This is a genomic window from Sphingobium sp. RC1, assembly GCF_059738765.1.
The window spans coordinates 1,108,137-1,121,850 of the sequence record NZ_AP027306.1 but is presented as its reverse complement, the minus strand read 5'-3'; the positions used below and the strand labels follow the sequence as shown (position 1 = coordinate 1,121,850).

At 63.2% G+C, this 13,714-nt stretch carries 14 protein-coding genes, 1 tRNA gene and 1 other RNA gene; 7 read left to right on the top strand and 9 right to left on the bottom strand.

Going from position 1 to position 13,714, the window contains the following annotated elements; translation table 11 throughout:
• Window positions 1–204 precede the first annotated feature (204 nt).
• On the bottom strand, window positions 205–897 hold the full coding sequence (thiE, locus tag AC6JBC_RS05515; protein WP_498025825.1) for a thiamine phosphate synthase: 693 nt from the start codon (window positions 895–897) through the stop codon (window positions 205–207).
• Between the two features lie 74 nt (window positions 898–971).
• Here thiE and AC6JBC_RS05510 point away from each other — a divergent pair, with 74 nt between their 5' ends.
• The gene (locus tag AC6JBC_RS05510; RefSeq protein ID WP_498025824.1) at window positions 972–1,712 is read left to right on the top strand and encodes a DUF72 domain-containing protein; all 741 of its coding nucleotides are present in this window, start codon (window positions 972–974) and stop codon (window positions 1,710–1,712) included.
• A 43-nt stretch (window positions 1,713–1,755) separates the two neighbouring features.
• On the opposite strand, the gene AC6JBC_RS05505 is transcribed toward AC6JBC_RS05510, so the two are convergent.
• The 4 genes from AC6JBC_RS05505 to tkt form a co-directional block, all read right to left on the bottom strand.
• Window positions 1,756–2,652 carry a fructose bisphosphate aldolase gene (locus AC6JBC_RS05505; RefSeq protein ID WP_498026008.1) on the bottom strand — a complete coding sequence of 299 codons (897 nt, stop codon included), beginning with the start codon at window positions 2,650–2,652 and terminating at the stop codon, window positions 1,756–1,758.
• Between the two features lie 93 nt (window positions 2,653–2,745).
• Complete coding sequence (locus AC6JBC_RS05500) at window positions 2,746–3,948, bottom strand: phosphoglycerate kinase (RefSeq protein ID WP_498025822.1); 1,203 nt, start codon at window positions 3,946–3,948, stop codon at window positions 2,746–2,748.
• 132 nt (window positions 3,949–4,080) lie between these two features.
• Window positions 4,081–5,091 (bottom strand): type I glyceraldehyde-3-phosphate dehydrogenase, encoded by a 1,011-nt coding sequence (gap, locus tag AC6JBC_RS05495; protein ID WP_498025820.1) that lies wholly within the window; start codon window positions 5,089–5,091, stop codon window positions 4,081–4,083.
• Window positions 5,092–5,121: 30 nt separating this feature from the next.
• A complete protein-coding gene (gene tkt, locus AC6JBC_RS05490; protein ID WP_498025819.1) occupies window positions 5,122–7,089 on the bottom strand; it encodes a transketolase in 1,968 nt (655 codons plus the stop codon).
• Window positions 7,090–7,263: 174 nt separating this feature from the next.
• Between tkt and AC6JBC_RS05485 the strand changes: the two genes are divergently transcribed.
• The 5 genes from AC6JBC_RS05485 to AC6JBC_RS05465 all read left to right on the top strand — a co-directional run bounded on the left by AC6JBC_RS05485 (window position 7,264) and on the right by AC6JBC_RS05465 (window position 8,899).
• Window positions 7,264–7,461: a hypothetical protein gene (locus AC6JBC_RS05485; protein WP_498025818.1), complete on the top strand. Its 198-nt coding sequence runs from the start codon at window positions 7,264–7,266 to the stop codon at window positions 7,459–7,461.
• Complete coding sequence (locus tag AC6JBC_RS05480; RefSeq protein ID WP_498025817.1) at window positions 7,454–7,792, top strand: cell division protein ZapA; 339 nt, start codon at window positions 7,454–7,456, stop codon at window positions 7,790–7,792. The genes AC6JBC_RS05485 and AC6JBC_RS05480 overlap by 8 nt, the downstream gene beginning before the upstream one ends.
• Window positions 7,793–7,803: 11 nt before the next feature.
• Window positions 7,804–7,960: non-coding RNA, 6S RNA (gene ssrS / locus AC6JBC_RS05475), on the top strand.
• A gap of 124 nt (window positions 7,961–8,084) precedes the next feature.
• A complete protein-coding gene (locus AC6JBC_RS05470) occupies window positions 8,085–8,663 on the top strand; it encodes a 5-formyltetrahydrofolate cyclo-ligase (protein WP_498025815.1) in 579 nt (192 codons plus the stop codon).
• A 47-nt stretch (window positions 8,664–8,710) separates the two neighbouring features.
• Entirely contained in the window at window positions 8,711–8,899 is a 189-nt protein-coding gene (locus AC6JBC_RS05465) for a DUF2842 domain-containing protein (protein ID WP_498026007.1), read from the top strand.
• Between the two features lie 196 nt (window positions 8,900–9,095).
• Here the strand turns inward: AC6JBC_RS05465 and AC6JBC_RS05460 are convergent.
• Together AC6JBC_RS05460 and AC6JBC_RS05455 are read right to left on the bottom strand one after the other, a co-directional pair.
• Window positions 9,096–9,172 (bottom strand) — tRNA-Asp (locus AC6JBC_RS05460).
• Between the two features lie 41 nt (window positions 9,173–9,213).
• Entirely contained in the window at window positions 9,214–10,368 is a 1,155-nt protein-coding gene (locus AC6JBC_RS05455) for an AI-2E family transporter (RefSeq protein WP_498025813.1), read from the bottom strand.
• A gap of 157 nt (window positions 10,369–10,525) precedes the next feature.
• On the opposite strand from AC6JBC_RS05455, the gene AC6JBC_RS05450 reads away from it, so the two are divergent.
• Window positions 10,526–10,996 carry a hypothetical protein gene (locus tag AC6JBC_RS05450; protein WP_498025812.1) on the top strand — a complete coding sequence of 157 codons (471 nt, stop codon included), beginning with the start codon at window positions 10,526–10,528 and terminating at the stop codon, window positions 10,994–10,996.
• Between the two features lie 145 nt (window positions 10,997–11,141).
• On the opposite strand, the gene AC6JBC_RS05445 is transcribed toward AC6JBC_RS05450, so the two are convergent.
• Window positions 11,142–12,569: a dihydrolipoamide acetyltransferase family protein gene (locus AC6JBC_RS05445; RefSeq protein ID WP_498025811.1), complete on the bottom strand. Its 1,428-nt coding sequence runs from the start codon at window positions 12,567–12,569 to the stop codon at window positions 11,142–11,144.
• A 3-nt stretch (window positions 12,570–12,572) separates the two neighbouring features.
• Window positions 12,573–13,577, bottom strand: a complete 1,005-nt coding sequence (locus AC6JBC_RS05440) for an alpha-ketoacid dehydrogenase subunit beta (RefSeq protein ID WP_498026006.1) — start codon at window positions 13,575–13,577, stop codon at window positions 12,573–12,575.
• Between the last annotated feature and the right edge of the window lie 137 nt (window positions 13,578–13,714).

Sequence of the window (13,714 nt, the reverse complement as noted above, 5' to 3'; positions counted from 1 at the left end):
GAAGGCTTGAAATATCGACATATTCCTGCGCCCTCTCTCCTTGTGCTGGGCCTTTTTGCCTCAAACCTCGAACGCGATATTTATGAGTTTACGCCCTAACATCCGGCGAGACTTATTTAGAGCAGAATGTGTTCGATCTAAATCACCAAGTCCGTTCAGGCGAACGGCATTAGGAAGCGGCGCTGATCTAAAAGCCATGCTCCTCTAAGCCCCTCCCAGCACAGCCGAAAATGCCGCAACCCCCGCGCGCGGCCCGTCCGGATGCGCCCACACCGCGCTGCTCACCGCCAAAAAGTCCGCACCCGCCTCGACCAGTGGCGCGGCGTTATCCGCCGTAATCCCCCCGATCGCCACGCAAGGCAGCTCGAACAGGGTCGTCCACCAGCCAAGGATCGACGGCTCCGGCCGGTGATGCGTTTCCTTGGTCGTCGTGGGATAGAAGGCGCCGAACGCGATATAGTCCGCCCCGGCCTCGCCCGCTTCCATCGCAAGGTGGCGGCTGTCATGGCAGGTCACGCCGATCTGCACCTTTGGCCCCAATATCTTGCGCGCCTCTCGCGGGTCGCCGTCCCCCTGCCCCAGATGCACGCCATCCGCGCCCAGCCGCTTGGCCAGCGCGACGCTGTCGTTGATAATGAAGGCGACCTCCCGCTCCGCGCACAGCTTTTGCAACGGCTCGGCCGCGAGGGCGATCGCGTCCTCATCCACGCCCTTCAACCGCAACTGGAACGCCGCCACCTTGCCGCCGTCCAAAGCCTTGGTCAGCTGTGCCGCGAAACCCTCGTCGATCACGGGCGGCGATATGAGGTAAAGCTGGCAGGGCGGGCGGAAGCCCTTGTCGAACTGGTCGGCAAAATGCGGATCGAGCGCCAGCTCTTCATCGGTAAAGTCGGTCATGCGCAGCCCTTAGCGCGTTTCGCCGCTTAAGGAAAAGAATGGAACCGCATTCGGCCGCGGCGGCTTGTCCTGTCATGATCAGGATCGGCTGCTCAGGATGGAACTACCGCCATTGGCACGGCACCTTCTACCCGGAAAAACTGGCGATGAAGCGCTGGTTCGCCTTCTACGCCGACCATTTCGACTCGGTGGAGATCAACAACAGCTTCTACCGCCTCCCCAAGCCGGAAACCGTCGACGGTTGGCGCGACCAGGCCCCGCCCGGATTCTGCTATGCGGTCAAGGCAAACCGCTATCTCACCCAGGCTCTGAAGCTCACCAACTGTGAAGAGCCGATGGCGCGGATGATGGCGTCCTTCCGCCATTTCGGCTCAACGCTTGGCCCCATTCTCTATCAATTGCCGCCTAGCCTCACCTTCAACCTCGACCGACTCGAAAGCTTCCTTAAGCTGCAACCCGCCGACATCCTCCCCGTCTTCGAGTTCCGCCACCCCAGCTGGTATGAAGATGCGACCTACGAATTGCTCGACCGGCATGGCGCCAGCTTCTGCGTTCATGACATGGCCGGATCATCCAGCCCCAGGATGGTGACGGGCCGCGCCGCCTATGTCCGCTTCCATGGCGGCCAAGGCAAATATTGGGGACGCTATGCGGAGGATGATCTGCGCGAATGGGCCGGGTGGATGAACGATCAGGCTCAGCAGGGTCGCGCGGTCTGGGCCTATTTCAACAACGACATCAACGCCGATGCCATCCAGGACGCCTTGGCACTCAAGAGGATGACAGAGGCTGAAAATCCTTCGCCCGTCAGGTGAGTGAGGGCTGCTGACATCTGTCGCCAGCAGCCCTCATGTCACATCACGCCGCCTTCTTGGTCGAGGCGGTGTAGATTTCGTCGATCGCCTGACCCAGCGACACGTTGAACTCATCCTGGCTCATCTGTTGGCGCAGGTCGTTCAGCAGCGCACGGCTGAAGCTGGCGATGATGCCGCGGTTCTTCGCCAGTTCGACGCATGCCTCGGCGCGCGAGAAGCCGCCCGACAGCGCCACGACGCGCAGCACCTTGGGATGATCGACCAGCGCGTCGAACAGGCCAGCCTTGGTCGGCAGCGACAGCTTCAGCATCACCTTCTGGCCTTCCGGCAGCGCGTCCAGGCCCTTGAGCAGTTCCTCAAGCAGGATCTGGTCGGCGTCGGCGCGTTCGGGGCTCTTGATGTTGATCTCCGGCTCCAGCATCGGCATCAGCCCTGCGGCCAGCACCTGCGCGCCAACCTCGAACTGCTGCTTGACGATCGCGGCGATGCCCTCGCGGTTCGCGAGATTGATAACCGAACGCTCCTTGGTCCCGAACACGCCGAGCGACTTTGCCCGCTTCAGCAGCGTGTCGAGTTCCGGCATCGGCTTCATCATCTGAACACCGTTCGCCTCATCTTCCAGACCCTTGTCGATCTTGATGAAGGGCACGACGCCACGCTCGATCAGCGCCTGAGGCACGGACTTGCCGCCCGCCTCACCGTCCATCGTCCGCTCGAACAGGATCGCGCCGATCACCTTTTCGCCGCTGAAGCAGGGCGAGGTGATGATGCGGCTGCGCATATCGTGGATGAGGCCGAACATCTCCTCATCATTGCTCCACGCACCTTCCTCGATGCCATAGCCCTTGAGCGCTTTGGGCGTCGATCCACCGCTCTGGTCGAGCGCGGCGATAAAGCCGTTGCCGCCCGCAATCTTGTTCATCATGTCCTGATCCAGCATCTGCACATACTTTCTCGTCAAGGGTTGCACCGCCTCATCGGCGGCTTCGAAATTTGAAAAAGGTCGCCATTTTTGGGGATGGCGGCCCGAAGTTCACACCATCAATGCACTGACGCCCGGCAGGTCCTTGCCTTCCATCCATTCGAGGAAAGCACCGCCAGCCGTGGACACGAACGTAAAGTCGCCCGCGACGCCCGCATGGTTGAGCGCCGCGACCGTGTCACCGCCACCCGCCACGGACGTCAGCTGTCCTTCCTTGGTCAGCGCCGCCGCCGTCTTGGCCAGCGCCTCCGTCGCCTTGTCGAACGGAGCAATCTCGAACGCGCCCAATGGCCCGTTCCACACCAAAGTCCGGCAGTTCTTGAGCGCGTCGCCCAGCGCCTCAACGGCGGCAGGCCCTACGTCCAGGATCATCTCGTCGGCGGCGACCTCATGCACATTGCATGTCCGCACCGAAGGCGGGTTGGCCGCAAACTCCTTCGCCACCACCACGTCATAGGGCAAGTGGATGGTGCAGCCCGCAGCCTCGGCCTTGTCGAAGATCGCCTCGGCTGTCTCGGCCAAATCCTTCTCGCACAGCGATTTGCCGACATCGACGCCGCGCGCGTGAAGGAAAGTGTTGGCCATCCCGCCGCCGATGATCAGATGATCGACCTTGGCGACCAGGTTGTTCAGCACATCGAGTTTTGTCGAGACCTTCGCCCCGCCGACGACCGCAGCGACCGGCTTCACCGGCTCGCCGAGCGCCGCCTGCAGCGCGTCCAGTTCCTTCTCCATCGACCGCCCCGCAAAGGCAGGCAGCTTGTGCGCCAGCCCTTCGGTCGAGGCATGGGCTCGATGCGCAGCCGAAAAGGCGTCGTTCACATAGAGATCGCCAATCGCCGCCATAGCTTCCACCAGCGCCGGATCATTCTTCTCTTCACCGGGATGGAAGCGGGTATTTTCCAGGATCGAGATATCGCCCGGACGCATCACAGCGATGCCATCCACAGCCGCTTCGCCGCAGCAATCGGGGATGAACTGAACGTCGCGGCCCAACACCTGCGTCAGCGGACGCGTGATCTTTGACAGCGAATATTCCGGGTTCTTCTGCCCCTTGGGCCGTCCGAAATGCGCCAGGATCAGCACCTTCGCGCCACGATCCGCCAGCTCCAGGATCGTCGGCATCGCCGCCCGCAGGCGGGTGTCGTCGCTGACGCTGCCATCCTGCATCGGCACGTTCAAATCTTCGCGCACCAGCACGGTCTTGCCGCTGATGTCGCCCATATCGTCCAGCGTCTTGAAGGGCTTGGCCACAGCTATCTCCTACCGCCCGCCGTCATCCCAGCAAAAGCTGGGATCTCATCCCGTGGGCAGGACGTAAAATCAGATCCCAGCTTTCGCTGGGATGACGAAAAAGGGCGGGTCCTAAGACCCGCCCGGTTTCTTTTACAGCAGACCCGCAACCACGCCGGTCGTATCGATCATGCGGTTCGAAAAACCCCATTCATTGTCATACCAGCTGAGCACGCGAACCAGATTGCCGTCGATGACGGCGGTCTCCAGGCTGTCCACGGTCGAGCTGCGCGCATCGCCATTATAGTCGATCGACACCAGCGGCTCGTCCGAATAGCCCAGCACGCCCTTGAGCGGACCCGCTTCCGAAGCAGACTTCAGCAGCTGGTTGACCTCTTCCTTGGTCGTCCCGCGCTTGGCGATGAACTTCAAGTCAACGACCGAGACGTTCGGGGTCGGCACGCGTACCGAAGAGCCGTCCAGCTTGCCCTTGAGCTCGGGCAGAACCTCGCCCACCGCGCGGGCGGCGCCGGTGGTGGTCGGGATCATCGACAGCGCGGCGGCGCGGGCGCGGCGCATGTCGCTGTGCAGCTGGTCCAGCGTGTTCTGGTCGTTGGTGTAGCTGTGGATCGTCGTCATGAATCCCTTTTCGATGCCGATGGCGTCGTGCAGGACCTTGGCGAGCGGGGCCAGGCAGTTGGTGGTGCAGCTGGCGTTCGAAATGACCACATCGTCGGCGGTCAGCGCATCATGGTTGACGCCGAACACGATGGTCTTGTCCACGCCCGTCGCGGGAGCGGAGATCACGACGCGCTTGGCGCCAGCGGTCAGGTGCGCGCTTGCCTTTTCCTTCGAAGCGAAGATGCCGGTGCATTCCAGGGCGATTTCGACGCCCTGCGCCGCGTGCGGCAGCTTGGCCGGATCACGCTCGGCAGTGACGGCAATACGCTTGCCGTTGATGATCAGCGCGTCGCCTTCGGCGCTGACTTCGCCAGCCCAATTACCATGGACGCTGTCACGCTTGAACAGCAGGGCGTTCGCCTTGGCATCGCCCAGATCGTTGATGCTGACCAGTTCCAGATCATGGTCGGTGCGCGACAAGATTGCGCGCGCCACCAGGCGACCGATACGTCCGAAACCGTTAATTGCTACCTTCGTTGCCACTGCACTAGCCTCCTGAATGGGTAGTTGTTTTTAATGATCGAGCGCGGCCGCAACCTGCGGCGCGATCTTGGCGGCCGTCAGGCCGAAATGGTCGTAAAGTGCTTCCGCCGGGGCCGAAGCGCCAAAGCTGTCGATGCCAAAACGCAAGCCGGCGATGCCAACATAGCGTTCCCAGCCAAAGGTCGTGCCTGCCTCAATCGAGCAACGCAGCACATGGTGCGGAAGGAGATCATCCTTATACGCCTGCGGCTGTGCGTCGAAATGCGCCCAGCTCGGCATTGAAACCACGTCAGCGCCGATACCCTGCGCTTCGAGCAGGTCGGCGGTCGCAACTGCGATCTCAACCTCGGAACCCGTCGCGATCAGTACAACCTTGCGGCCAGCCGTCGCCGCGCGCAGGCGATAAGCCCCCTTCGCGCTGAGATTCTCGCTCTTCTCCGTGCGCAACTGCGGCAGGTTCTGGCGGGTCAGTGCCAGCACCGACGGACCATTGCTGTCCTTCAGCGCGAGTTCCCAGCACTCCGCCGTCTCGACGATGTCCGCCGGACGATAAACATCCAGGTTCGGGATCATGCGCAGCGACATGACATGTTCGATCGGCTGGTGGGTCGGGCCATCTTCGCCCAGGCCGATGGAGTCATGCGTCAGCACATGAATGGCGCGCGTCTGCTGAAGCGCGGCAAGGCGGATACCGCCGCGCATATAATCGGAGAACACAAGGAAGGTGCCGCCATAGGGAATGACACCGCCATGCAGCGCCATGCCGTTCATCGCGCAGGCCATGCCGAATTCGCGAATGCCATAATAGACATAGCGACCCGAATAATCATCCTTGGTCAGCGGCCCGGTGCTCTTGGTCTTGGTGTTGTTCGATCCGGTCAGATCCGCCGAACCACCCAGCGTTTCGGGCAGCAGATCATTGATCGCGCCCAGCGCCAGTTCGCTCGCCTTGCGCGTGGCGACCTTCTGCGGATTAGCGATCAGCGTGTCGATATAGGCGTCGAGCGAGAAGTCGGCGGGCAGTTCACCCGCCATGCGCCGTTCGAACTCGGCCTTCTGCCCGTTGCCCGCCAAGCGATCTTCCCAGGCGGCGCGCACTTCTGCGCCCTGCGAACCAATGCGGCGCCATTCGGCGGCAATATCCTCGGGGATGACGAAGGGCTCGGCAGTCCAGCCCAGAAACTCACGAGCCGCCGCGACTTCGGCCTCGCCCAGCGCCGAACCATGGACACCCGACGTGCCCGCCTTGTTCGGCGCGCCATAGCCAATCTTGGTGGCGCAGGCGATCAGCGACGGACGCGGATCAGCAAGCGCCTCGTCAATCGCACGGCGCACGTCGGCGACGTCATGGCCGTCGCACGACACGACATGCCAGCCGGTCGCAACATAGCGCGCACGGACGTCTTCGCTGCTGGACAGATCGACCGCGCCGTCGATGGTGATCTTGTTGTCATCCCACAGCACGATCAGGCGGCCAAGGTTCAGGTGGCCCGCAAGGCCGATCGCCTCATGGTTGATGCCTTCCATCAGGCATCCGTCGCCCGCGATCACCCAGGTGCGGTGATCGACCAGATCGTCGCCGAACTGCGCATTGAGGTGCCGCTCGGCAATCGCCATGCCGACCGCCGTGGCAAGGCCCGAACCCAGCGGCCCGGTGGTCGCTTCCACGCCCGCCAGTTCGAAATTCTCCGGATGCCCGGCGCAGGGCGAATTCAGCTGACGGAAATTACGGATATCCTCGATGGTCGGCCGGGCATAGCCGGTCAGGTGCAGCAGCGAATAGATCAGCATCGATCCATGCCCCGCCGACAGCACAAAGCGGTCGCGGTCGGCCCATTTGGGCTGGGTCGGATCGAACTTGATATAATCCTTGAACAAGACCGTCGCGACGTCCGCCATGCCCATCGGCATGCCCGGATGGCCGCTGTTCGCCGCCTGCACTGCGTCCATGGAAAGCGCCCGGATGGCGCTGGCGAGCGACTTTTCGGATACGGTCATCTAGGCTGGCTTCTTCCTTGGCTTGGCTCACGGCCCCCTGCTGAGCCGGCGAATCGAAATCGGGTCCCCTTTGTCGCGTTGCACCCAAGGCGTCAACCGTGGCAGGACCTTGGGGAGCGCCAAGCCGTCCAATGACAGCTTTTGCAAGGCGAAAACTTTGTTTATGCGTGGGTCATGGCAAGCAACCGAATGATGCAGGCGATCGGCGCACTGGAGCGCGCGGTAAGTCGGCTGGAACAGGATGTGCAGGATCTCGCGGTCGCGGGTCCGGCCTCTTCCGCGTCCCCCGGCATGGACCCGGCCGCCGCACGGGCGGCACTGCGTTCGCTCGATGAACTGATCGCCGATCTTAAAGGGGACTCGCGTGGCTGAAACGAACCTTCAGATCGCCGGGCGTCATTATACCGTCCGTTGCCGCGATGGGGAGGAAGCCCATCTCGCCCACCTCGCCACCCTGATCGAGCGCAAGGCCCGTCTTGCCCAGCAGAACACGCCCGGCTTGACCGAAGTGCGCACGCTCCTGTTCGCCGCGCTCTTCCTTGCCGACGAACTCAACGACCTCAAGCGCGAAGCGATCGGGCGGCAACAGCAACTGGCGCTTGGCGAAGATGAGGACGATGCCACCGCCCACGCCGTGGAGGCTCTCGCCGCCCGCATAGAAAAGCTCAGCGACAGGCTTGCCGCGCAGGCATCCGGCGCCTAGATATAGGGCGACGGGTACTGCCTCGTACGAGCTTTAGCGAACATCCCTGAGGCGATAATCACATCCAAGGGGGCTGTCCCTGGGCGGGTCCAGGCCCGATCTACATGGTCCCCACCTGACGTTGAGGCGTCAGAGGATATTCCAGCAAACGGCCAAGGCGGTCCCGTCACCTTTTTTCCATCCGCCGGTTGAACCCTCACCGTGCTCCTGCGAAGGCAGGAGCCCAGTTCAGTTGGTGGGTCTGGGCTCCTGCCCCAGGAGCACGCCTCGCCCGAAACAGCAGACGGAAAGCATGAGCGACGCCCCCGATAAAACCACCCTGCGCACGCTGGCTCGCGACCGCCGCCGCGCCTTCCTCACGTCGCTCGACCCGCTAGCCCATCGGCTGGCGTTCAAAGCCCTGCCATCCGCGCTCGCCCGCCGCCTCGCCGACGCGCAGACGGTCGCGCTCTACATGGGCCTCGACGACGAAGCGCCCGCCCAGCGCCTCGCCCCGCAACTCGCAGGGCTAGGCAAGATCCTCGCCCTGCCTCGCGTCATCGACCGGCTCGGCAGCATGGAATTCCTCGCATGGACGCCGGAGGATCAGCTTCACCCCGGCCTCTACGGCACGCACCATCCTGAACCGAGCGGCCCGCCCGTGACGCCGGACGTCATCATCGCCCCGCTGCTGGGCTTCGACCGCGCGATGAACCGCCTCGGCCAGGGCGGCGGCTATTATGACCGCGCCTTCGCCCGCTACCCCGATGCGCTGCGGATCGGCCTCGCCTGGTCGGTGCAGGAACAGGACGCCCTGCCTGCCGATCCGTGGGACCTGCCGCTCCACATCATCCTCACCGAAGTCGAATTGATCGAAGGACCCGACGCGTGAACCGCCAGCCTGCTCCCTACGAACCCAGCTGGCGCAAGCCCGTGGGCATGCTCATCATCATCGGCCTCATCGCGCTCTGGGCGATCCTGGTCGGCAGCCTGTCGGGCCTCATCGGCAGCCTGCCGATGATCGCGCAGGTGCCAGTCTACGTCTTCCTGGGCATCGTCTGGATCTGGGTCCTGCCGCTGAAGCGCCTGCTCGCCTGGATGGAAACCGGCCGCTGGCGCCGCGGCTAACGCGCCATACGTTCGGCGCGGCCAAGACGTCCAACTCCATCGCTAGTAGTGCCCACTTCCGTCATCCCAGCGCAGGCTGGGATCTCGTGAGGCTAGGCCGAACGCCAGGGCTTGAGATGCCAGCTTGCGCTGGCATGACAACTATCAGATTTTAGGATAAACCGGCCCTTAAGGACCATCCACTCTTCATAAAGAGTGGCGCGAGTGACGGGGCTCGAACCCGCGACCTCCGGCGTGACAGGCCGGCGCTCTAACCAACTGAGCTACACCCGCGTTCGGTGTGGGCGGGCATCTATGCGGGACCGCCGGACCTGTCAACCGGCTCTTTCGCCACTTTCTTCTTTCTCGTCATTTTCTTCGCGCAGCGCGACGGTCAGCGTCCCCCGCTCAAAAAGGAAACCTGCGATATCCGGGGTTCCAGCAGCCGCCACCACGGTCTGGATGATGATCAGCAACGGCACACCCAACAGCGCACCCGGCGTCCCCCACACCCACCCCCAGAAAGTCAGCGACACCAGAATCAGCAGCGGATTCATCGTCAGCCGCCGCCCCAGCACCATCGGCGTGATCACATTCGCCTCCACCAGATGAAAGCCGATCTGCGTCACCGCAGGCGCCAGCGCCCGCCACACATCATCGAACACCATGAGGCCACCCAGCGCCAGCAAAGCCGCAGCCAGCATCGGCCCGAAATAGGGCACGAAATTCAATAACGCGACGATCCCGCCCCACATCAGCGGCGAAGGCATGCCGATCAGCCACAGCGCAAACGCAACCGCCAGCCCAAGGCACAGGTTGATCGTCGCGATCGTCAGCACATAGGCGGATGTCGCATCGACCACATTCTGGATCACCCGCGCCACCGCCATCGCCCCGTCAAAGCTGCCCCGGCTGTTGATCGTCCGCCGCCGCAGCCGCGTCCAACCGGCGAGGAAAAAATAGATGATGAGCAGCGCGAACACCATCTGGATGATCGCGGAAGGCGCGGAGGTCGCGGCGAACTGCAACAGCGATCGCGGCGCATCCACTGCCGCCGTCTGGGCCGCAGCAACAGGCCCCGTCGCCAGCATCTGCACCGTCTCGTCAACGAAATGCTGCAACTGGGAATAAAAGTCGATCAGCGGCGCCAGATTGTCCTGAATCTTGGGCAAACGCTGCGGCAGCAGCCTGAACCAGTCCGCCGCCGGCACCACGATCAGCACCAGCGCGGTATTCGCCACCACCAGGAACGCGATCACCGCCGCCAGCGCCGCCACGGCCGAAGGCACACCCCGCCGCTCCATCCACTCCAGGAACGGCACCAGCGCAATGGCGATCACGACCGCCGCCGTCAGCGGCAGGAAGAACTCCGCCCCCTCGCGCAAGGCGAACGGCAAGGCAAGGAGCAGCCCAACGCCCGTCGTCAGCGCGATCGACGCCAGCAGCCGATCCCGCCGCCGGTTGATTTCCAGCTGTTCATGAGGTGTCACTGAATGATCGATCCTGCCCGCATATCGACAATGTGTACCGGCCCGCCACAGCCCGTCAATTTCATTCATCGGCCCGAACATGACTAAGGCCTATTAACCAAATTTTCGTTCCCCCTGTCCTAAGCAATAGCGAAACGGGGATCGGGGCTTTGAACGGATGATGCGTAAACTGGCGCTGCTGGGCATGGCGGGATGGGCAATGCTGTCCCCACCCTCGCTAGCCCGCACGAACCTGCGCATGGAAACGCACATGTTCGTGGAGCGCGTCCATACCGATATCAACGGCCGAGCCCGCCGCACCCTTGCCAGCGTCTCGCGAGCCGCGCCTGGCGACCAGCTTCTCTTTGTCGTCAACTGCCGGAATGAAGGACGCGGGCCGGTGCAGGGTATCGCCCTGACCAACGCCATCCCGCGCGGCACCCTCCTCACCGCGCCCGATCCGTCGATGCAAGTTTCGGTGGACGGCGGTCAACGCTGGGGCCGGCTGGACGAGCTTTGGCTGCCGACCCCTCTAGGCAGCGTTCGCAGGGCCATTCCCGCCGACATCACCCATATACGCTGGACCAGCCCCACGCGCCTGTCGCCGGGCGAGACTGCGCGGCTAAGTTATAGGGCCACGATGCGGTGAACCAAAGAATAGCCCCTCCCTTTCAAGGGAGGGGACGGGGGTGGGTCGCCGCGCCAGCGGCGTTCTGCCTTTTCAATCGGTTGCTGGCTCGCTTCGCTCGCACCCACCCCAACCCCTCCCTTGAAAGGGAGGGGCATATATTCTCTCACTCCGCAAACAATAGCACGGGCGTCTCCAGCAACCGCTTCACCGCCTGCACGAAACTCGCCGCATCCCATCCATCCACTACCCGATGGTCGCAGCTGATCGACAGGTTCATAAGCTTCGCCGCCACAACCTCCCGCCCACGAAACACCGGCCGCTCGATCACCCGATTAGGTCCGATAATCGCCACCTCCGGCCGATTGATCACCGGCGTAGTCGCCACCCCGCCCAGCGCACCCAACGACGTCAGCGTCAAGGTCGATCCCGAAAGCTCTTGCCCCTTGGCCTTGCCCGAACGCGCCGCCTCGGCCAGCCGCCTGATCTCGCTCGCCAATTGCCAGATATTCCGATCCTGCGCGTCCCGGATCACCGGCACCATCAAGCCCGCGTCCGTCTGCGTCGCAATCCCCATATGCACAGCGCCAAAACGCGTCACCACGCCCGCTTCGTCATCATAGCGGGCGTTCAGCATCGGAAAGTCCGGCAGCGCCCGGCAAATCGCCACGATCAACAGCGGTAGCATGGTCAGCTTCGGCCGATCCCCACGCTCGCCATTCAGTTGCTCGCGCATCCGCTCCAGCTCGGTGACGTCGATCTCTTCCACATAAGAGAAATGCGGAATATGCCGCTTTGACGCCGCCATATTTTCAGCAATCCGGCGGCGCAGGCCAATGACCTTCACCACCTCATCCTCCCGCCGCGCGCGGTGCCCCGCAGGCCGATAGCCCTGCCCCGCGCCGTAAAGCAGGAAAGCGTCGAGGTCCGAATGGCGGATATGATCGCCGGTAGGCTTCACCTGGGAAAGGTCGATCCCCAATTCCTTGGCGCGGGCACGGACGGCGGGGGATGCGAGCACCTGCTCTCTCTCCCCTTTAGGGAGAGCTGGGAGACGCGTACCGCCCTGCTCCCTCTCCCCTTCAGGGGTCGCAGGGAGGCGCGTGACTCCCTGCGAGGCTGGGGAGAGGGGCTGTAACGCGAGCGCTTCGCCTGGCTCCCCCTCTCCCAACCCTCTCCCCTGAAGGGGAGAGGACTCTTGGGGCTTTTTCTCAGCCGCTCCAACCCGCTCAACCGAAGAAACAATCCCGTTCACGGACGAACCCGCTACCTCGCGTGCTCCCGCCGTCTCCGCCGCAATCTCCTCCACCGAAGGCATCGGCACCTCCTCTTCGGAAGCGACCTCCCCTTCACCCTCGACCTCAATCTCCACCAGCATGGCGCCGATCGCGACCTGCTCACCCGCCTCCCCGGCCAGCCGCTTCACCACACCCGCGACCGGGCTCTCCATCTCGACCGTAGCCTTATCAGTCATCATGTCGGCGATAGGCTGGTCTTCCTCCACCCGGTCCCCGACCTTCACATGCCAGCCGACAATCTCCGCCTCGGAAATGCCTTCGCCGATGTCAGGCAGCCTGAACGTGAACAGCGCCATGGCTCAATCCCTCATGATCTTCGTAATCGCTTCCCTGATCCGCACCGGCCCCGGAAAATAGGCCCATTCCAGACTGTGCGGATAGGGCGTGTCAAAACCCGTCACCCGCTCCACCGGCGCTTCCAGATGATAGAAGCAGCGCTCCTGCACCAGTGCGCTCAATTCCGCGCCAAAACCGCTGGTCCGCGTCGCCTCATGCACGATCAGGCAGCGGCCCGTCTTCTTCACCGACTGCTCGATCGCCTCGATGTCCAGCGGCACCAGCGTGCGCAGGTCGATGATCTCCGCGTCCACGCCCATCTCCGTGACGGTGCTTTCGATCACATGTTCCATCGTGCCATAGCAGAGGATGGTCAGCGCCTCCCCCTCCCGCACCGTGCGCGCCTGCCCCAACGGCACGCGATAATAGCCCTCCGGCACCATCGCGCCCGGATGCCCCGCCCAGCTTTTCGCCGGGCGGTCATAATGACCGTCGAACGGCCCATTATAAATGCGCTTGGGTTCGAAGAAGATCACCGGATCATTATCCTCGATCGCCGCGATCAGCAGCCCCTTGGCATCATAGGGGGTCGAGGGAATCACCGTTTTGATCCCCGAAACATGGGTAAAGATGCCCTCGGGAGATTGACTGTGCGTCTGCCCGCCGAAAATCCCGCCGCCAAAGGGCGACCGCACCGTCATCGGCGCGATAAACTCCCCCGCCGACCGGTAACGCAGCCGCGCCGCCTCGCTCACCAACTGATCAAGCGCGGGGTAGATATAGTCGGCAAACTGGATTTCCGGCACCGGCCGCAACCCATAGGCCCCCATCCCCACCGCGACGCCGATGATCCCGGTCTCGGTGATCGGCGTGTCGAACACCCGGTTCTTGCCAAATTTCTTCTGCAACCCCGCCGTCGCGCGGAACACGCCGCCAAAATAACCGACATCCTCCCCCATGACGACGACGTCGGGGTCACGCTCCATCATCACGTCGAGAGCGCTGTTGATCGCCTGGATCATGCTCATCTGGCGCGGGGCGCTCATTCCCCTCGCCCCTTCAGGGGAGAGGGTTGCGCAGACTTGGCAGCTTGCTGCCTAGTCGAAGCTGGGAGAGGGGGAACTCTACCCCATCCCCCTCTCCAAACTCCGCTAGCTGGCAAGCC